The organism is Pseudomonas sp. Marseille-Q1929, assembly GCF_017316265.1.
Taxonomy (GTDB): Bacteria; Pseudomonadota; Gammaproteobacteria; order Pseudomonadales; family Pseudomonadaceae; genus Aquipseudomonas.
This window is the reverse complement of sequence record NZ_JAFLWU010000016.1, coordinates 45,228-64,556: the sequence shown is the minus strand read 5'-3', so window position 1 is coordinate 64,556 and position 19,329 is coordinate 45,228. Positions and strand designations below refer to the sequence as shown.

The 19,329-nt window shown below is 61.2% G+C and carries 20 protein-coding genes; 11 read left to right on the top strand and 9 right to left on the bottom strand.

Translation table 11 applies throughout. The features are described 5' to 3' along the window. Window positions 1-357: 357 nt before the first annotated feature. The gene (locus J1G37_RS17800) at window positions 358-960 is read left to right on the top strand and encodes a Yip1 family protein (protein ID WP_207043845.1); all 603 of its coding nucleotides are present in this window, start codon (window positions 358-360) and stop codon (window positions 958-960) included. Window positions 961-1,089: 129 nt separating this feature from the next. Continuing rightward, complete coding sequence (locus J1G37_RS17795) at window positions 1,090-1,584, top strand: SprT family zinc-dependent metalloprotease (protein WP_017737180.1); 495 nt, start codon at window positions 1,090-1,092, stop codon at window positions 1,582-1,584. Window positions 1,585-1,686: 102 nt separating this feature from the next. Here the strand turns inward: J1G37_RS17795 and J1G37_RS17790 are convergent, their stop codons facing one another. Beyond that, window positions 1,687-2,850, bottom strand: coding sequence for a CaiB/BaiF CoA-transferase family protein (locus tag J1G37_RS17790; RefSeq protein WP_207043843.1), 1,164 nt, complete (start codon window positions 2,848-2,850; stop codon window positions 1,687-1,689). Between the two features lie 157 nt (window positions 2,851-3,007). Between J1G37_RS17790 and tusD the strand changes: the two genes are divergently transcribed. The 6 genes from tusD (at window position 3,008) to J1G37_RS17760 (ending at window position 6,444) form a co-directional block, all read left to right on the top strand. Then, window positions 3,008-3,400: a sulfurtransferase complex subunit TusD gene (gene tusD, locus J1G37_RS17785; RefSeq protein ID WP_207043841.1), complete on the top strand. Its 393-nt coding sequence runs from the start codon at window positions 3,008-3,010 to the stop codon at window positions 3,398-3,400. A gap of 1 nt (window position 3,401) precedes the next feature. Beyond that, window positions 3,402-3,752 carry a sulfurtransferase complex subunit TusC gene (tusC, locus tag J1G37_RS17780; protein ID WP_207043838.1) on the top strand — a complete coding sequence of 117 codons (351 nt, stop codon included), beginning with the start codon at window positions 3,402-3,404 and terminating at the stop codon, window positions 3,750-3,752. After that, entirely contained in the window at window positions 3,752-4,030 is a 279-nt protein-coding gene (gene tusB / locus J1G37_RS17775; RefSeq protein ID WP_185706677.1) for a sulfurtransferase complex subunit TusB, read from the top strand. The genes tusC and tusB overlap by 1 nt, the downstream gene beginning before the upstream one ends. Then, window positions 4,027-4,362 (top strand): TusE/DsrC/DsvC family sulfur relay protein, encoded by a 336-nt coding sequence (locus tag J1G37_RS17770; protein ID WP_207043837.1) that lies wholly within the window; start codon window positions 4,027-4,029, stop codon window positions 4,360-4,362. Before tusB ends, J1G37_RS17770 begins: the two co-directional genes overlap by 4 nt. Beyond that, window positions 4,359-5,360: a glycosyl transferase family protein gene (locus tag J1G37_RS17765; RefSeq protein WP_207043835.1), complete on the top strand. Its 1,002-nt coding sequence runs from the start codon at window positions 4,359-4,361 to the stop codon at window positions 5,358-5,360. The genes J1G37_RS17770 and J1G37_RS17765 overlap by 4 nt, the downstream gene beginning before the upstream one ends. A gap of 88 nt (window positions 5,361-5,448) precedes the next feature. Next, complete coding sequence (locus J1G37_RS17760; RefSeq protein WP_207043833.1) at window positions 5,449-6,444, top strand: glutathione S-transferase family protein; 996 nt, start codon at window positions 5,449-5,451, stop codon at window positions 6,442-6,444. Window positions 6,445-6,550: 106 nt separating this feature from the next. Here the strand turns inward: J1G37_RS17760 and cysG are convergent, their stop codons facing one another. Genes cysG through J1G37_RS17730 form a run of 6 tightly spaced genes read right to left on the bottom strand, consistent with a single transcriptional unit; the run spans window position 6,551 to window position 14,036 of the window. Next, window positions 6,551-7,945, bottom strand: a complete 1,395-nt coding sequence (gene cysG, locus J1G37_RS17755) for a siroheme synthase CysG (RefSeq protein WP_207043824.1) — start codon at window positions 7,943-7,945, stop codon at window positions 6,551-6,553. After that, the gene (gene serS, locus J1G37_RS17750; protein WP_124527883.1) at window positions 7,946-9,226 is read right to left on the bottom strand and encodes a serine--tRNA ligase; all 1,281 of its coding nucleotides are present in this window, start codon (window positions 9,224-9,226) and stop codon (window positions 7,946-7,948) included. Between the two features lie 16 nt (window positions 9,227-9,242). Beyond that, window positions 9,243-9,617, bottom strand: coding sequence for a fluoride efflux transporter CrcB (gene crcB, locus J1G37_RS17745; RefSeq protein ID WP_003232122.1), 375 nt, complete (start codon window positions 9,615-9,617; stop codon window positions 9,243-9,245). Further along, a complete protein-coding gene (locus J1G37_RS17740) occupies window positions 9,617-10,939 on the bottom strand; it encodes a replication-associated recombination protein A (RefSeq protein WP_207043822.1) in 1,323 nt (440 codons plus the stop codon). Before J1G37_RS17740 ends, crcB begins: the two co-directional genes overlap by 1 nt. Before the next feature lie 10 nt (window positions 10,940-10,949). Beyond that, entirely contained in the window at window positions 10,950-11,573 is a 624-nt protein-coding gene (lolA, locus tag J1G37_RS17735) for an outer membrane lipoprotein chaperone LolA (RefSeq protein WP_207043820.1), read from the bottom strand. Window positions 11,574-11,627: 54 nt separating this feature from the next. Further along, complete coding sequence (locus J1G37_RS17730; protein ID WP_207043818.1) at window positions 11,628-14,036, bottom strand: DNA translocase FtsK; 2,409 nt, start codon at window positions 14,034-14,036, stop codon at window positions 11,628-11,630. A gap of 489 nt (window positions 14,037-14,525) precedes the next feature. On the opposite strand from J1G37_RS17730, the gene aat reads away from it, so the two are divergent. From aat to infA, 3 genes are all read left to right on the top strand, one after another. Further along, window positions 14,526-15,206, top strand: coding sequence for a leucyl/phenylalanyl-tRNA--protein transferase (gene aat, locus J1G37_RS17725; RefSeq protein ID WP_207043809.1), 681 nt, complete (start codon window positions 14,526-14,528; stop codon window positions 15,204-15,206). 56 nt (window positions 15,207-15,262) lie between these two features. After that, on the top strand, window positions 15,263-15,970 hold the full coding sequence (locus J1G37_RS17720) for an arginyltransferase (RefSeq protein WP_207043807.1): 708 nt from the start codon (window positions 15,263-15,265) through the stop codon (window positions 15,968-15,970). Window positions 15,971-16,070: 100 nt separating this feature from the next. Next, window positions 16,071-16,289: a translation initiation factor IF-1 gene (gene infA / locus J1G37_RS17715; RefSeq protein WP_002553999.1), complete on the top strand. Its 219-nt coding sequence runs from the start codon at window positions 16,071-16,073 to the stop codon at window positions 16,287-16,289. Between the two features lie 254 nt (window positions 16,290-16,543). Here infA and clpA read toward each other — a convergent pair whose 3' ends face one another. Continuing rightward, the gene (clpA, locus tag J1G37_RS17710) at window positions 16,544-18,814 is read right to left on the bottom strand and encodes an ATP-dependent Clp protease ATP-binding subunit ClpA (RefSeq protein WP_207043805.1); all 2,271 of its coding nucleotides are present in this window, start codon (window positions 18,812-18,814) and stop codon (window positions 16,544-16,546) included. A 29-nt stretch (window positions 18,815-18,843) separates the two neighbouring features. Further along, the gene (clpS, locus tag J1G37_RS17705; protein WP_005789091.1) at window positions 18,844-19,212 is read right to left on the bottom strand and encodes an ATP-dependent Clp protease adapter ClpS; all 369 of its coding nucleotides are present in this window, start codon (window positions 19,210-19,212) and stop codon (window positions 18,844-18,846) included. Window positions 19,213-19,329: the final 117 nt, after the last annotated feature.

Here is a 19,329-nt window from a genome sequence, read left to right as displayed (position 1 = left end):
AAAGGTGTGTGACGAAAAGCGCGGTATTTTACGCAAAAATACTTCAATGGGCGACGCCGTTCCAATGTGGGAGCTGGCTTGCCTGCGATGGCGGTCTATCAGTAGCCAATGTGCTGGCTGACCCACCGCTATCGCAGGCAAGCCAGCTCCCACATTGACCGTGGCACTACTGACAGACCTCACCGCGATTAGGAGCAACGTTTACAGCGCAATTTGCTCTAAAGGCCCTACAGTTATTCCGGTCATCCCTTCCTATACTGCGACTTGAGGTCGCACAGATATCCGGGACCTTTCAGGCCAATTGGCCCGTGGGCGCTCCGATGGGGGGCGATGGTAATAACGACAGGAGTGACTGGCATGATCCATCACGTCGTGGGGCTATTTACCCATCCCGACCAGGAATGGCGGGAAATCCGTGGCGATAAAGAAGAAAGCATCGGCCACATGTACCTCACTCATACGCTGATTCTTGCGGCGATCCCCGCCGTATCAGCCTTTATTGGCACCACCCAGGTCGGCTGGGTCATCGGCAACCGCGCGCCGGTCATGCTGACCCAGGAAAGCGCACTGTGGATGACCCTGATGTCCTACGCCGCCATGCTCGGCGGCGTGGCGGTGATGGGCGCGTTCATTCACTGGATGGCCCGTACCTACGACGCCAACCCCAGCATGCCGCGCTGTGTGGCATTCGCGACCTACACGGCGACACCACTGTTTATCGGCGGGCTGGCGGCGCTGTATCCACATATGTGGCTGGGCATGGTCGTGGGCACGGCGGCGATTTGCTACACGGTGTATCTACTGTATGTGGGGCTGCCGACCTTCATGAGCATCGACCCGGACGAGGGTTTCCTGTTTTCCAGTTCGGTGCTGGCCGTAGGGCTGGTCGTGCTGGTGGCAATCATGGCGTTTACCGTGATTGTCTGGGGCTTGGGTGTAGGGCCGATCTACACCAGTTGAGCGCGTTCAAACCATGGGCAAGGCCACCGCAAGGTGGCTTTGTGCGTTATGTGCGACCATTCGGCGCCTGACAGATTCGGAAACACTCGCCTTTGCGGCATACTGGGCGTCTCTGGAGATAGGTACAGCATGCCCGAGCAGCTCAACACCCGCGTCGAAGATTGTTTCCAACAAGCCGAATCCTTTTTCAAACGAAGCTTCAAACGCCCCCAGGTCAGCCTCAAGCTGCGGGGCCAGAAGGCCGGTGTCGCGCATTTGCACGAGAACCTGCTGCGCTTCAACCCCCAGTTGTACCGCGAAAACAGCCAGCACTTCCTGAAACAGACCGTGGCCCATGAAGTGGCGCATTTGATTGCCCACCAACTGTTTGGCGAGCGCATCCAACCCCATGGCGAGGAATGGCAGCTGATCATGCGCGGGGTGTACGAACTGCCGCCGGACCGTTGCCATACCTATGCGGTGAAGCGGCGCCAGGTGATGCGGTATATCTACCGCTGCCCGTGTGCGGACAGCGATTTCCCGTTTTCGGCGCAGCGCCATGGGTTGGTGGCGCAGGGGCGGCGGTATTTGTGTCGGCGGTGTCGGCAGACCTTGGTGTTCACTGGGGAGACTCGGGTGGAGTGAGGGCCTCATCGCAGGCAAGCCAGCTCCCACATGGGATCGGTGATCAACGTGACAACGCGGTCAAATGTGGGAGCGGGCTTGCCCGCGAAGGCGCCGGATCAGTCAACCAATAACCTTGGCCTGCCGCAAATCCTCAATCCGCTGAGCACTGAACCCCAACTCCGCCAACACCTCATCACTGTGCGCCCCCACCCCCACCCCAATATGCCGAGGCGCCGGCAAACCCTGCGAAAACTTCAACGGACACGCCAGTTGCGCCTGGCTCGAACCATCACCCCGTGGCACCTGGCTGACCAACTCCCGCGCCTTCAACTGGGGATGCTCAACCGCCTCACTCACACTCAGCACGGGTTCGACGCAGGCATCCACTTCGGCAAACAATGCACACAATTCATCAAAACTACGCTTCTCAAACTCGACTTGCAGCGCAGGCTTGAGCTGGGGCGACAGGCCCAGCGCCGCCAACTCCGGGCGCCCCAATGCCGTGCAGAGCTGTTGCATAAACGCGGGTTCAAGACTGCCCACCGACATCCAGCGCCCGTCCCGGGTGCGGTAATAGTCGTAAAAACTGCCACCGTTGAGCACATGATTCTCCCATTCCGGCTCCACCCCGCACGCCAGATACCCCGCCGCAGCCATGGCATTCAGGCTGAATGAGCAATCGGTCATGCTCACGTCCAGGTATTGCCCCACCCCGCTCTGCTGCCGCGCAATCACCGCCGCCAGCAACCCGACGACGGCGTGCAGCGAGCCCCCGGCCACATCCGCCAATTGCACGCCCAACGGCAACGGCCCGCTGTCCTGGCGACCGGTGTAGCTGGCCACGCCGGCCAATGCCAGGTAATTGATGTCGTGCCCGGCGCGGTCCTTGTAGGGGCCGGTCTGGCCGTAGCCGGTGATCGACACATAAATCAGCCGGGGATTGATCGCCTTCAGCGCCTCATAGCCCAAACCCAGCCGCTCCATCACCCCAGGGCGAAACTGCTCAAGCACAATGTCGTGCTCCTTGACCAACGCGCGCACGATCTCCAACGCCTCGGCCTGCTTGAGGTCCAGCGCCAGGCTGCGTTTATTGCGATTGAGGTAGGCATGGCTCGCTGATGTGCCCCGGTCATGGGGCGGCAACACCCGCAGCAGGTCCATGCGCGTGGGCGATTCGATGCGCAAGACCTCGGCGCCCATGTCTGCGAGCATCAAGGATGCAAACGGGCCAGGCAGCAAGGTGGAGAAATCCAGCACTTTGAGGGACGCCAAGGGACCTGACATGGGCACTCCGATTCCATTTCGATTGCCCACAGACTAGGCAGCCTTGGTCCTACGGGCAATCGTCAGAACGATCAGCAACAGTGACCGTTTTGATCACGGCGGGCTTTTTCCTGGCGGCGGCTTTATCATTGGCCGACGTTTGCTTGCAGAGTGTTCCATGAAGTTTGCGATTGCAGTGTTTTCCGCCGCCCACGCGCCCTCCTCGCGCCGCGCCCTGCTGTTCGCCCAGGCGGCGCTGGCCGGCGGGCACGAGATTGTGCGGCTGTTTTTCTATCAGGATGGCGTGTACAGCGCGTCCAACAACATCGTCGCGCCCCAGGACGAGCAAGACATCGCGCGCCAATGGCGTGAGTTTGTCAGCCTGCACCAGCTCGATGGCGTGGTGTGCATCGCCGCCGCCTTGCGTCGTGGCGTGCTCAACCAGGAAGAAGCCACGCGTTATCAGCGCAGCGCCGTGAATATTGAAGCCCCTTGGGCGTTGTCGGGCCTGGGGCAGTTGCACGATGCCGCCCAGGCCGCCGACCGCCTGATCTGTTTTGGAGGGCCGTGACATGTCCAAATCCCTATTGGTGATCAGCCGCCAGGCGCCGTGGTCCGGCCCCGGTGCGCGGGAAGCCCTGGATATCGTGTTGGCCGGTGGTGCCTTTGATTTGCCGATTGGCTTGCTGTTCATGGATGACGGCGTGTTTCAGCTGGCCCCGCACCAGAACGCCAAGGCCGTGCAACAAAAGGACCTGAGCGCCAACCTGCAGGCATTGGGGCTGTTCGGCATCGACGATGTCTTTGTCTGCCGCCACAGCATGGCCGTGCGTGGCTTGACGCCGCCCACCGAGGCGCAACCGTTGAGCAACGACGCGATTTCCCAATTGATTGACCGTTACGACCAGGTGATTACCCTCTGATGTCGACTTTACATGTGGTGTCTCACTCGCCGTTTTCCGACAGCCGCCTCGACAGTTGCCTACGCATCTGCGGCGCCGAGGACGCGATCCTGCTGTGCGGCGACGGCGCCTACGGGCTGCACGCCCCGGCCCTGCACACTAAGGGCGTAAAGGTGTTTGTGCTGGCCGAAGACATGCAAGCACGCAACCTGCCCTTACCGGACTGGGCCGACAGCGTGGACTATCCCGGCTTCGTGCAACTGTCCCTCGATTACGACAAGGTCAACAGCTGGTTATGAATACCCTGACCGTAGGCGCGCGCACCCTGGAGCTGGACAAGGACGGCTACCTCGTCGACTTGAATGACTGGTCCGTCGACGTCGCCAACGCCCTGGCCGCCGCCGAAGACCTGGAGCTGACGCCGGACCACTGGCAGATCCTCGACCTGCTGCGCGGCTTCTACGCCGAATTCCAGCTGTCCCCGGCCACGCGCCCGCTGATCAAATACACCGCGTTGAAGCTCGGCCCGGAAAAGGGCAACAGCCTGCACCTCAACAAACTGTTCAACGGCACTCCCGCCAAACTCGCCGCCAAGCTGGCGGGCCTGCCCAGGCCGACGAATTGCTTATGACCGACTTTGCTCCCCTGACCCTAGAAACCCCGGCCGAACACCCGTTTGCACCGTTCGTGCGCATCCTCGGCAAGGGCAAGCGCGGCGCGCGCAACCTCACCCGTGAGGAAGCCCGTGAAGCCATGGGCATGCTGCTCGACGAAAAGGTCGAAGACACCCAGCTCGGCGCGTTCCTGATGCTGCTGCGCCACAAGGAAGAAAGCCCGGAAGAACTGGCCGGTTTTACCGAAGCCGTGCGCGACCGCCTCAACGCTCCAGCGCTGAATGTGGACGTGGACTGGCCGACCTACGCCGGCAAGAAACGCCACCTGCCGTGGTACCTGCTGGCGGCCAAGTGCCTGGCGCAAAACGGCGTGCGCATCCTGATGCACGGCGGCGGCGCACACACCGCAGGCCGGTTGTATACCGAGCAGTTGCTGGAAGGCTTGCAGATCCCGCTGTGCCGCAACTGGCAGCAGGTCGAAAGCGCTTATGAACAGGGTAACCTCGCGTTTATCCCGCTGGGTGACTGGGCGCCGCAACTACAACGCATGATCGACCTGCGCAACACCCTGGGCCTGCGTTCGCCGATCCACTCCCTGGCGCGCCTGCTCAACCCGCTGCATGCCCGCCTAGGCCTGCAAAGCATTTTCCATCCCGGCTACCAGGGTGTGCACCGCGATGCCAGCGGCCTGCTCGGCGACAATGTGATTGTGGTCAAGGGTGACGGCGGCGAGATCGAGATCAACCCCGACAGCGCCAGCCACTTGTATGGCACCACCGGCGGCGAAAGCTGGGACGAAGAGTGGCCTGCCCTCTCCGCCCAGCGCCACGTCAAGCCGGCCAGCCTTGAGCCCGAGCACTTGAAGGCGTTGTGGCGCGGTGATGTCGAGGACAGCTACCCGCAACTGGCGCTGATTGCCACCATGGCCCTGGCCTTGCGCGGCCTCGGCCACCCACGGGAACAGGCGTTTGCCCTGGCCCAGCAATACTGGGACGCGCGGGATAAATCGATTTAATCGATCATTCACCCGCAGTCTTTGCGCTTTTAAATCGAACCCATCCCTTTAGACTGGTCTCCAACGCTTATTAGCTGAGGAGCCAGTCATGGGTTTGCTGATCGAAGGACACTGGAAAGACCAGTGGTACGAAAGTAGCGCGGACGGCGCATTCCAGCGCGAACAAGCGCAACGCCGCCACTGGGTGACCGCCGACGGCACGCCCGGCCCAAGCGGCGAAGGCGGCTTCCAGGCCGAAGCCGGCCGCTACCACCTGTATGTGTCCCTCGCCTGTCCCTGGGCTCACCGCACGCTGATCATGCGCAAGCTCAAGGGCCTGGAAAGCCTGATCGACGTGTCCGTGGTCAGTTGGCTGATGCTGGAAAACGGCTGGACCTTCGACAAAGCCCACGGCTCCAGCGGCGACGCCCTCGACGACTTTGCCTTCATGCACCAGCGTTATACCGCTGACACCGCCGACTACACCGGCCGCGTGACAGTGCCCGTGCTGTGGGACAAAAAGCTCAAGCGCATCGTCAGCAACGAATCGGCGGAAATCATCCGTATGTTCAACAGCGCGTTTAACGGGCTGACCGGTAACACCCTGGATTTCTACCCCAAGGCCCTGCGCCCGACCATCGACGCACTGAATGAGCGTATTTACCCGGCCGTGAACAACGGCGTGTACCGCGCAGGCTTCGCCACTTCGCAGCAGGCGTACGAAGGCGCGTTTGATGATGTGTTTGCCGAGTTGGATTATCTGGAACAGCACCTGAGCGACCATCGCTACCTGGCGGGTGAATACCTGACCGAAGCGGATGTGCGTCTGTTTACTACGCTGATTCGCTTTGATGCGGTGTATTACGGGCACTTCAAATGCAATTTGCGGCGGATTGCGGATTATCCGAACCTGTCGAATTGGCTACGGGAGTTGTACCAGTGGCCGGGGGTGGCCGAGACGGTGGATTTCGGGCATATCAAGGGGCATTACTATGCGAGCCACCGCACGATCAATCCGACGGGGATTGTGCCGAAGGGGCCGGTGCAGGGGTTTGATGCTGGCCATGATCGGTTGAGGTTGAGCGGCAAAGCGGTCTGGAGCTGATCCGGGTTGTTGGCTGGCCTTGAGGGCCTCATCGCGGGCAAGCCCGCTCCCACAGTTGGAATGCGACTCCCTGTGGGAGCGGGCTTGCCCGCGATGCTTTCAGGCTTTAGACCTGGGACTGTGCGCCTTCAAACCACTTGAGCTTTTCACGCAACACCACCACTTCACCCACGATCACCAGTGTCGGCGCATGCACTTCATGCTCCGCCACCATGCGTGGCAAGTCGGCCAGGGTGCCGGTGAACACGCGCTGGTTGGACGTGGTGCCTTGCTGGATCAGCGCCGCCGGGGTATCGGCTGCGCGCCCATGCTTGATCAGCTGTTCGCAGATGATCGGCAAGCCAATCAAGCCCATGTAGAACACCAACGTCTGCGACGGCCCCACCAGGTCATGCCAGGGCAGGTCCGAGGTCCCGTCCTTCAAATGCCCGGTGATGAAACGCACCGATTGCGCATAGTCGCGGTGGGTCAGTGGGATCCCGGCGTACGCCGCGCAACCACTGGCCGCCGTGATACCCGGCACGACCTGGAACGGGATGCCATGGGCCGCCAGTTCCTCGATCTCCTCGCCACCACGACCAAAGATGAACGGATCGCCCCCCTTGAGGCGCAGCACGCGCTTGCCTTGCTTGGCCAGGTCCACCAGTTGCTGGTTGATCTGATCTTGCGGCACGGCATGGTCGGCGCGACGTTTGCCGACGTACACACGCTCGGCATCGCGACGGCACAGTTCCAGAATCGCCGGCGCAACGAGGCGGTCGTAGAGCACCACATCGGCTTGCTGCATCAGGCGCAGTGCGCGGAAGGTCAGCAGGTCCGGATCGCCGGGGCCGGCGCCCACCAGGTAAACCTCACCCGGCGCATGGGGCGCCTTGCCGTTGACTTTTTCCACCAGCAAACGCTCGGCTTCGGCGCCCTGCCCGGCCAGTTGGCGATCGGCAATCGGGCCCTGGAACACGTCTTCCCAGAACGCGCGACGTTGCTGCACATCCGGGTACAAGCCTTTGACCTGGGCGCGAAAACGCGCCGCCAACCCGGCCAACTGGCCGTAGGTGGACGGAATCCAGGTCTCCAGCTTGGCGCGGATCAGCCGAGCCAGCACTGGTGCATCGCCGCCGCTGGACACCGCAATCACCAACGGTGAACGGTCGACAATCGCCGGGAAGATCACGCTGCACAAGGCGGGCGCGTCGACCACATTGACCGGCACGCACCGACGCTTGGCATCGCTGGACACCTGCGCGTTCAGCGTTTCATCGTCGGTGGCGGCGATGATCAGGGTGCAGCCGTCGAGGTCGGCCTCCTGATAACCGCGCAAAATCAGTTCCCCGCCACTGCCCAGCACCAACTCGTTGAGCTGGTCTTCGATCTGGGGAGCAACCACCCGCAGCAACGCACCGGCGTCGGCCAGCAGCCGGGATTTGCGCAAGGCAATCTCCCCGCCACCGACGACCAACACACGACTGCCGCGCAGGTTATGAAACAGCGGCAGAAATTCCATTTAGCCGATGACCTCAACGCCCGCCATGTACGGCTTGAGCACGTCCGGCACACGGATCGAACCGTCAGCCTGCTGGTAGTTTTCCAACACGGCCACCAGGGTACGGCCTACGGCCAGGCCCGAACCGTTGAGGGTGTGTACCAGTTCCGGCTTGCCGGTTTCCGGGTTGCGGAAACGCGCCTGCATGCGACGGGCCTGGAAATCACCGCAGTTGGAGCACGACGAGATCTCGCGGTACTTGTCCTGGCTCGGCACCCACACTTCGAGGTCGTAGGTCTTCACGGCGCTGAAACCCATGTCGCCGGTGCACAGTGCCAAGACGCGGTACGGCAGCTCCAGCAGTTGCAGGACGCGCTCGGCGTTGGCGGTCAGGCCTTCCAGGGCGTCCATGGAGGTCGACGGCTCGACGATCTGCACCATCTCGACCTTGTCGAACTGGTGCTGGCGGATCATGCCGCGCGTATCGCGGCCCGAGGCGCCGGCTTCGCTGCGGAAGCATGGCGAGTGAGCCACGAACTTCAGCGGCAGCTCTTTGGCGTCGAGGATCTCGCCGGAGACGATGTTGGTCAGCGACACTTCGGCCGTCGGGATCAGGTACAGGTCGGCTTCGCCTTCGCGGCTGATCTTGAACAGGTCTTCTTCGAATTTCGGCAGCTGGCTGGTGCCCATCAACGCCGGTGCTTGCACCAGGTACGGCGTGTAGGCTTCTTCGTAGCCGTGCTCGGCGGTGTGCAGGTTGATCATGAACTGCGCCAGGGCGCGATGCAGGCGGGCCACCGGACCACGCAGCAGGGAGAAACGTGCGCCGGACATCTTGGCAGCGGTTTCGAAATCCAGGCCACCGGTCAATTCGCCCAGGGCAACGTGGTCCTTGACCGCGAAATCAAAGGCTTTTGGCGTGCCCCAGCGGCGCACTTCGACGTTGCCGTCTTCATCTGCACCCACCGGCACGGATTCATGCGGGATGTTGGGGATGCCCAGCAGGATCGAATCCAGCTCGGACTGGATGCCTTCCAGCTCGACCTTGCCGTCGGACAGCTCAGTGCCCATGCGCTCGACGTCGGCCATCAACGGCGCGATGTCTTCACCGCGCTGCTTGGCCTGACCGATGGATTTGGAACGGGCATTACGCTCAGCCTGCAGTGCTTCGGTGCGGGTCTGGACGGTCTTGCGCTGTTCTTCCAGCGCTTCGATGCGCGCGACATCCAGGGCAAAGCCACGGGATGCCAGGCGGTCCGCTACGTCCTGAAGGTTGCTACGTAACAGTTTGGAATCGAGCATGTCGGTCTCTCGTTTATCAAAGTTTGGTCAGGGACAGGCCAGCCCAGGTGGCGAGCAGCCCGCCGAACACGCTGATGCCCAGGTACCCGAAGGCGACCAGGGCTTGCCCGCTTTCCAGCAGGCGCAGCGTATCCAGTGAAAAGGATGAAAAGGTCGTCAGACCGCCTACAAAGCCGACAATCAAGCCGGCGCGAATCTCAATCGGCACTTCCGGGCGCAACAGGAACCAGCCGTACAACAGCCCGATAATCAAGCAGCCCACCAGGTTGACCGCCAGGGTCGCCGCATAAAAATGCTTCGGCCAATTGGCGCTGACCCACGTACCGGTGGCGAAACGCAATAATGTACCAGCGATGCCGGCTGCGGACACGGCAAGAATCGTCTTGAGCACTACTTTCTCCGCTGTCTGGGGCTGAGTCGATCGAGTTGCGCGAGGTGATTCAGTTTTTCGCCGATTTTCAGCTCCAGGCCGCGGGGCACCGGCTGATACAGCGGCAGCGGTTCAAGCTCATCGGGGAAGTAATCTTCGCCGGCGGCATAAGCGTCCGGCTCGTCATGGGCGTAGCGGTATTCATCGCCATAACCCAGTTGTTTCATCAGCTTGGTCGGCGCATTGCGCAGGTGCATCGGCACCTCAAGGGAGCCGTATTCAGCGGCCGCACGCAGCGCCGATTTGAAGCCCATGTACACCGCATTGCTTTTTGGCGCGCAGGCCAGGTAGGTGATGGCCTGGGCCACCGCCAACTCGCCTTCCGGGCTGCCAAGGCGTTCCTGCACGTCCCACGCCGCCAGGCACAGGCTCAGCGCGCGCGGGTCGGCGTTGCCGATGTCTTCGCTGGCCATGCGCACCACGCGACGGGCCAGGTACAGCGGGTCGCAACCGCCGTCGATCATGCGCGCAAACCAGTACAGCGCGCCGTCGGGGTTGGAGCCACGCACGGATTTGTGCAGCGCCGAGATCTGGTCGTAGAAGGCTTCGCCGCCCTTGTCGAAACGGCGGCGGGTGTCGCCCAGCAGGCTTTGCAGCAGGTCGACACCGATCTCGCTGCCGTCTTCCGCCAGGTCGGAGGCGTTTTCCAGCAGGTTGAGGAAGCGCCGCCCATCGCCATCGGCGGCGCTCAGCAGAATCTTGAAGCCCTCGTCGCTGACGCGCAGCTGGCGCTTGCCCAAGCCCTTGTCTTCGCTCAAGGCGCGGTGCAACAGCTTTTGCATCGCCGCTTCGTCCAGGCTCTTGAGCACATAGACCCGCGCCCGCGAGAGCAAGGCGTTGTTCAACTCGAACGAAGGGTTTTCGGTGGTGGCGCCGATAAAGATCAGCGTGCCGTCTTCCACATAGGGCAGGAACGCATCCTGCTGCGACTTGTTGAAGCGATGCACTTCGTCGACAAACAGGATGGTGCGCTTGCCGTATTGCCCGGCCTGCTGCTTGGCCACCTCGACCGCCTGGCGGATCTCCTTGACCCCGGCGAGTACCGCCGAGACCGTTTCGAAGTGTGCATCCGAGACTTTCGCCAGCAGGCGCGCCAGGGTGGTTTTACCTACCCCTGGCGGCCCCCAGAAAATCATCGAGTGCAGCGCACCTTGCTCCAGGGCTTCGCGCAACGGCTTGCCGCGAGCGAGCAGGTGCTCCTGGCCGACGTACTCATCCAGGTTGGTCGAGCGCAAGCGCGCGGCCAGGGGCTGGGCAATCGGGTCACTGCGAAACAGGTCCATGGGCAGCGTTTTACTCCTGGATCACGTCGGCACCCTTGGGGATGTCGAACTTGAACGTGGAGGCAGGCACCGGCTGGTTGGCCTTGACCCCGGAAAACAGGATATCGGTGCGTTGGCCGACGCTGTCGATCAGGCGCATGTTGTTGATCACGCCATTGCCGAACGACAGGGACAGGGTGTCAAACAGCGTGTCCTTGGATTTCGGCTTCAGGGTGAACTCGATCACGTTGCTGGTTTGCTTGGAGGTGATCTCGAAGCTGTCGCTGATCTTCGACACATCGCCCGACAACAACAGCGCCGGGGTCTGGTTCAGGCGCGGGTCGAGCTTCTTGATGGTCACCTGCTCCAGGTCCGGGTCCCACAGGGTGACCTTCTGGCCGTCGGAGACGATGGTCTGCTCGTTCGGCGCGTCGGTCTTCCAGAAGAACAGGCCAGGGCGCTGCACGGCCATTTCACCGGCGGTTTCCTGCAACTGGGTGCCGCCGCCGTCCAGGGTCAGCTGGGAGAAGCGCGCGGTCAGGGTCTTGGATTTGTCCAACAGGTTGGTCAGGCTGGCGACGGAGGCCGGGTCAGCGTGAGCCGAAACAGCGGTCAGGGCCAGTGCCGGCAACAACAGCATGCGGATAAGGCGCATGGGAGTCCTCATTGAGTCGTAAGGGCGCGCCGCGTGCTGTCACGCGGCACGGGATCAGTCGCGCATCTGCCCGGGGGCGATGACTTCACGCGAGCCGTTGGTGTTCATGGCGGTCACGACGCCAGCATTTTCCATGGCCTCGATCATGCGGGCGGCGCGGTTGTAGCCGATTTTCAGCTTGCGCTGCACCGCAGAAATCGACGCGCGGCGGCTTTCGAGTACGAAGGCCACGGCTTCGTCGTACAGGGCATCGGTTTCCGCATCGTCGTCACCGCCACCGCCGCCATTCTCGAAGCCGCTGCCGGCTTCTTCGACGCCGTTGAGGATGTCGTCGTTGTACTCGGGGGCGCCGCGCAGTTTCCAGGCTTCCACCACGCGGTGCACTTCATCATCGGAGACAAAGGCGCCGTGTACACGGATCGGCAAGCTGGTGCCCGGCGGCATGTAGAGCATGTCACCGTGGCCCAGCAGTTGCTCGGCGCCGCCCTGGTCGATGATGGTCCGCGAGTCGATCTTGCTCGACACCTGGAACGCCATGCGCGTCGGGATGTTGGCCTTGATCAGACCGGTGATCACATCCACCGACGGACGCTGGGTGGCGAGGATCAAGTGGATACCGGCCGCACGGGCCTTCTGGGCGATACGGGCGATGAGTTCTTCAACCTTTTTGCCGACGATCATCATCATGTCGGCGAATTCGTCCACCACCACCACGATGGTCGGCAGCTTGGTCAGCTTCGGTGCTTCGTCGTGAATGCTTTCGCGCTTGTACAACGGGTCATCAATGGTCTCGCCACGATCGTGGGCTTCCTTGATCTTGGCGTTGAAGCCCGCCAGGTTGCGCACGCCCATCTTCGCCATCAACTTGTAGCGGCGCTCCATCTCGGCCACGCTCCAGCGCAGGGCGTTGGCGGCGTCCTTCATGTCGGTGACCACTGGGCATAGCAGGTGTGGAATGCCTTCGTAGATCGACAACTCCAACATCTTCGGGTCGATCATGATCAGCTTGGCGTCTTCCGGGCCGGACTTGAACAGGATCGACAGGATCATCGCGTTCACACCCACCGACTTACCGGAACCGGTGGTACCGGCCACCAGCAAGTGCGGCATTTTCGCCAGGTCGGTGATCACTGGCTTGCCGCCGATGTCATGGCCTAGGGCCAGGGTGACCGGCGACTTGAAGTTGTCGTACTCGGGCGTCGACAGCACTTCGGAGAAACGCACAATCTGGCGGTCTTCGTTGGGAATCTCGATGCCCACGGTGGTCTTGCCGGGGATCACTTCCACCACGCGCACGCTGGTCACGGCCAGGGAACGGGCCAGGTCTTTGGCCAGGTTGGAGATGCGGCTGACCTTGACGCCCGCGGCCGGCTGGATTTCGTAACGAGTAATGACGGGGCCGGGGTGGATCGAGTCCACGGTCACTTCGACGCCGAATTCCTTCAGTTTGATTTCCAGCAGATGGCCAACGGCAGCCAGCGACTCTGGGGAATAGTTGAGTTGTTTCTTTTCGGCCGGGTCGAGAATCGAGATCGGCGGCAAGGTGCCTTCGACGGCGCTGTCGACAAACAGCGGCGCCTGTTTCTCTTTCTGCACACGGGCACTCGGCTCGGGGGCCTTGGGCGGCGCCGGCGCGATCACCGGCGGCACCTGCTTCTCGCGGTCCGACATGTGCTTGCTCAGGGCCTGCTCACGTTCGATCAGGCGCTCCTTGACCTTGGCCTGCTCACGGCGGTCCGGCGTGCTCGGGGCCACCACTTCGTTGACGCGGGTGTCCACTTCACGCAGTTGCGCGACCATGCGCTTGCGGTCGACCCGCGCCGCCCACCAGCGGTTGGCGGCGCCCTGGAACAGCTCCAGCAGGTCGAGGGTGATCTTGCCGGTCACGTCCATCACCTTGAACCACGACAGGTCGGTGAACACGGTCAGGCCGAACAGGAACAGGGCGATAAACATCAGCGTGCTGCCCTGGATGTTCAGGGTCTTGCGCGCCAGGTCGCCCAGGCTTTCGCCCAGCGCACCACCGGCGCCCGCCGGCAGGCCGGTGGGTGCATGGAAATGGATGTGCGCCAGGGCCGCGCCGGACAGCACCAGGAACACCAGGCCGATCAGGCGCCAGGAGAACAGCCAGCCGCTCCACTGCCACGGCTCGTGGCGCTGACGGAAGATCTGCCAGGTCTTGATCGCCAGCAGCAAGGGGAAGATGTACGCGAAGTAACCCAACACCATGAACAGGATGTCGGCGCTGTAGGAACCGGCGGGGCCGCCGAAGTTCTGTACATCGTCGATCTTGCTGTTGTGGCTCCAGCCCGGATCGTCCTTGCCATAGGTGAGCAAGGCCATCATCAGGAACAGGCACAGGGCGCCGATCGCGATCAGCGCACCTTCCTTGAGGCGGTAGTGCAGGTGCTGGCGCCAGGCCGGCACGACTGCTGCTTTAGGTGTTGCGGCGGATTTCTTCAAAACGGGTCTTTTCCTGCGCTTTTAGCGCGTCCATCTATTGAATGACTGCAACCACTGCCCAATCCGAGCAGCTGAAAAATAAACGAACGTCGTTGATTCTACGTTTAACACCGGGAGATGAAGCGGTGAAACGGCGATAACGCCACAGTGCCCGCATTGTACGGGTTTGTGCCCCCGTTGCCACGCCCTTGCCCTTCCCCCGGCAGCATAGACAATTCAAGTGTTGCAACATGTTCAATTTGAGCATGCATTGTCTTTGCTGACAAAGGCTTATGGGCTGTTTTTACCAAACAAGGCAAGCTTGGCAAATGGCCTGCATGGTGTAACCCCGGTTACGACCACATCCCCGGCAGAGAGTTGCAGAAACACCCGCTCACGCTAATCCTCACTTGCACCCGATTCGGGCTGGCCCTGAGGCGCTCTGTCGACAATAATCACCCTCACTCGCGGCACGTACCGCTCCCCTCCCCTTCCGTAAGCCTGGATGCCATGCTGACCTGGTTGCAACGTGACTCCCTGACCTTCCCGCCGCTGGCCAAGGCCATGCGCGAACCCAATGGCCTGCTGGCCGCCGGTGGCGACCTGTCGGCCGACCGTTTGGTACAGGCTTACCGCCATGGCTGTTTTCCGTGGTTCTCGGACGGCCAGCCGATCCTCTGGTGGTCGCCAGACCCGCGCACGGTGATCTTCCCCGAAGAACTGCATGTATCCCGCAGCCTCGGCAAACTGTTGCGCCAACAGCGCTATACAGTGACCTTTGACCAGGACTTCGCCGCCGTCATCCAGGCCTGCGCGGCACCCCGCGCCTATGCCGACGGCACCTGGATCACTGAAGGCATCCAGGACGCCTACCTGGCGCTGCACCAGCGCGGTTACGCGCATTCCGTCGAAGTGTGGGACGAAGGCAAACTGGTGGGCGGGCTCTACGGCCTGGCAATGGGCCAATTGTTCTTTGGCGAATCCATGTTCAGCCGCGCCGACAACGCCTCGAAATTCGGCTTCGCCACCCTGACCCGGCAGTTGCAGGCCTGGGGTTTTGTGCTGATCGACTGCCAGATGCCCAACGATCACCTGCACAGCCTGGGCGCCCGCGCCATCCCGCGCAGCGAGTTTGCGCAATACCTGCACGACCATCTGGACCAACCCAATGCCGGACCCTGGGTTTCCTAGGCGACTTTCGCGCTCGTGGCTTACACTTGATTCAAAGCTTATCCCGAGGGTTGATCATGACCGAGCTGGCACGCTTGAAGTTTTATGCCACTCAAGCCCACTCTTGCAGCTACCTGCCCGACGAGCAGGCCACCACACTGTTCCTCGACCCCAGCCAGCCGATGGACGTGCACGTGTACGCCGACCTGTCGGAAATGGGCTTTCGGCGCAGCGGCGACCATCTGTACCGCCCCCATTGCCAGAACTGCAATGCCTGCGTGCCGGCGCGCATTCCTGTCGCGCAATTTCTGCCAGACCGTAACCAGAAGCGCATCCTCAAGCGCAATGCCGACCTGACGGTGACCGCCACCAAGCCACACTACAGTGAAGAGTATTTCGACCTTTACCAACGCTACATCGAACAGCGCCATGCTGACGGCGATATGTTTCCGCCCAGCCGCGACCAGTTTTCGACATTCCTGGTGCGCGACCTGCCCTTCTCGCGCTTCTACGAGTTCCGCCTCGACGGTCGGCTGGTGGCCGTCGCCGTGACCGATTTGCTGCCCAACGGGCTATCAGCGGTGTACACCTTCTACGAGCCCGCCGACGAACGCCGCAGCCTGGGGCGCTTTGCGATCCTGTGGCAAATCGGTGAAGCCCTGCGCCTGGAACTGGAGGCGGTGTACCTGGGTTACTGGATCAAAAACTGCAAAAAGATGAACTACAAGACCCAATATCGCCCCATAGAACTGCTGATTAATCAAAGATGGGTCACGCTTAACTAGAACCCCTTGGCTTAAACACCCTTTTTCGGGCACAATGCACGCCGCTTTTGCCTGGCGCAGTTGCACCGGGCCATTCACTGGATACCGAGGGCTTTACTGCATGTCGAAAGAAGACAGCTTCGAAATGGAAGGCACTGTCGTCGACACCCTGCCCAACACCATGTTTCGTGTGGAGTTGGAAAATGGGCACGTCGTAACCGCGCATATCTCCGGCAAGATGCGCAAGAACTACATTCGTATTCTTACCGGTGACAAAGTGCGCGTCGAGCTGACGCCCTATGACTTGAGCAAAGGGCGCATCACTTACCGCGCTCGCTAAGCAAGTCAATACAAAACGCCCGGTTATGCCGGGCGTTTTTGTGTGTGCGCTGTTTACCGAACACCACAGATCCCCTGTGGGAGCTGGCTTGCCTGCGATAGCGGTTGGTCAGAAAAGAATTTTTGGCTGATACACCGCTATCGCAGGCAAGCCAGCTCCCACATTTGATCTTCATTGTCTTGAAGGTCGTGTTTCAAACTTGAGACAGCAAAAAGGCGCCTTTCGGCGCCTTTTTGCTGTGTTGCGATCAGCGATCAGGCCATTTCAGCCGTGGTCTCGAACTCGAAGGTCAGCTCGCCATCCTTCAGATCGATATGCACCACGCCACCATGGTCGGAAAGCTCGCCGAACAGGATCTCTTCGGCCAATGGCCGCTTGATCTTGTCCTGGATCAGACGCGCCATCGGGCGTGCGCCCATTGCCGCATCGTAGCCGCCTTCGGCGATCCAACTGCGTGCCGCATCCGTCACTTCCAGCTGCACGCGCTTGTCTTCCAACTGCGCTTGAAGCTCGGTAAGGAACTTGTCCACCACGCTTTTGATGACCTCATGGCTGAGGCGACCAAACTGGATGATGGTGTCCAGGCGGTTGCGGAACTCCGGCGTAAAGCTCTTCTTGATCACTTCCATCGCATCGGAAGAGTGATCCTGATGGCTGAAGCCGATCGAAGCCCGCGCGGCCGTTTCGGCACCGGCGTTGGTGGTCATGATCACGATCACGTTGCGGAAGTCCGCCTTACGCCCGTTGTTGTCGGTCAGGGTCCCGTGGTCCATCACCTGCAACAGCAGGTTGAAGACTTCCGGGTGGGCCTTCTCGATTTCATCGAGCAGCAACACGCAATGTGGCTGTTTGGTGATCGCTTCGGTCAGCAGACCGCCCTGGTCGAAGCCGACATAGCCCGGAGGCGCACCGATCAGGCGCGACACGGTGTGACGCTCCATGTATTCGGACATGTCGAAACGTACCAGCTCGATCCCCATGGCCTTGGCCAACTGCCGCGCCGCTTCGGTCTTGCCGACGCCGGTGGGGCCTGCGAACAGGAATGAACCGACGGGTTTGTCCGGCGACTTGAGGCCCGCACGGGACAGCTTGATCGCCGTAGACAGCGCGTCGATGGCCGCATCCTGGCCAAATACGGTGAGCTTGAGGTCGCGCTCCAGGTTACGCAGCAGCTCCTTGTCGGAACTGTTGACGTGTTTAGGCGGAATCCGCGCGATCTTCGCGACGATGTCCTCGACCTGAGGCACGTCGATGCGCTTCACACGCTTCTCGACCGGTTGCAGGCGCTGATAGGCGCCGGCCTCGTCGATCACGTCGATGGCCTTGTCCGGCATGTGCCGATCATTGATGTAGCGCGAAGCCAGCTCGGCCGCCGCACGCAGGGCTTCATCGGTGTACTCGATGCCATGGTGCGCTTCGAAACGCCCCTTGAGCCCACGCAGGATGCCGATGGTGTCTTCAACCGAAGGCTCCGACACATCGACTTTCTGGAAGCGACGCGCCAGGGCGCGGTCTTTCTCGAAGATGCCGCGGAATTCCTGGAACGTGGTCGAGCCGATGCAACGGATATCACCCGACGACAGCAACGGCTTGAGCAGGTTGGAAGCATCCATCACCCCACCGGACGCCGCACCGGCACCAATGATGGTGTGGATTTCGTCGATGAACAGGATCGCCTGCGGGCGTTTTTTCAGCTCGCCGAGCAACGCCTTGAAGCGCTTCTCGAAATCGCCACGGTACTTGGTCCCGGCGAGCAACGCGCCCAGGTCCAGGGAGTAGACGACACTGTTGGCCAGCAGATCCGGCACCTGGTTATCCACGATGCGCTTGGCCAGGCCTTCGGCAATTGCGGTTTTGCCCACGCCCGCCTCACCCACCAGCAACGGGTTGTTCTTGCGACGACGTGCGAGGATCTGTGCTACGCGCTCAACTTCAAGCTCGCGCCCCACCAGCGGATCGATCCGCCCCTGGCGCGCCAGTTCATTGAGGTTGCTGGCATAGGCATCCAATGGATTGCCCGAAGAAGAAGACTCACCGCCCTCGTCGTCCTGCATATCCTGCTCACCCTCGGAATGATCGCCGTGCCCAGGCACCTTGGAGATACCGTGGGCGATGTAGTTGACGACATCTATACGGGCAACGCTCTGCTGCTTGAGCAGGAACACTGCCTGGCTTTCCTGTTCGCTGAAGATCGCCACAAGCACATTGGCGCCTGTGACTTCACGCTTGCCGGAGCTCTGCACATGGAACACGGCACGCTGAAGCACCCGCTGGAAGCCCAGGGTTGGCTGGGTTTCACGGTCTTCATCGTGGACTGGAATAAGTGGCGTTGTGGAGTCGATAAACTCCTGCAGGTCATGCTTGAGTTTGTCGAGGTTGGCGCCGCACGCACGCAAGACGGTGGCGGCAGCTTCGTTATCCAAAAGTGCCAGCAGCAGGTGTTCGACGGTCATGAATTCATGACGCTTCGAACGGGCCTCCTTGAAGGCAAGATTGAGGGTGACTTCGAGCTCGCGGTTTAACATAGCTTCACCTCATACCCAAGTGGTCGGCGTTAACCGTCCTTCTCGATTTCACAGAGTAGCGGATGCTGGCTTTCCCTGGCGTACTGGTTGACCTGCATGGCCTTTGTCTCGGCGATGTCGCGGGTAAACACTCCACATACTGCCCGTCCTTCTGTATGAACGGCCAGCATTACCTTGGTCGCCAACTCGCGGTTCAGGTTAAAAAACACCTCGAGCACTTCGACGACGAAATCCATCGGTGTGTAGTCATCATTAAACAAAACCACCTTGTACATCGGCGGTGCCTGTAGAGCAGGCTTCGCCTCCTGGACAGCAATGCCTGCAGAACCGTCGTCATCATGTTCCTGATCCGGGCGATCCTGATTGAATGTTAGTCGAATCTGGCTGTTTGCATGCATGGAAAGAAAGGTTCGTCAGTGGTTCAAATACAGTGGTGGGGGCGACCTGTCAGAATTTCAACTCTGACCGACTGGTCGCCTTGACTATCGGCGAAACGGTGTTACAACCAATAGAAC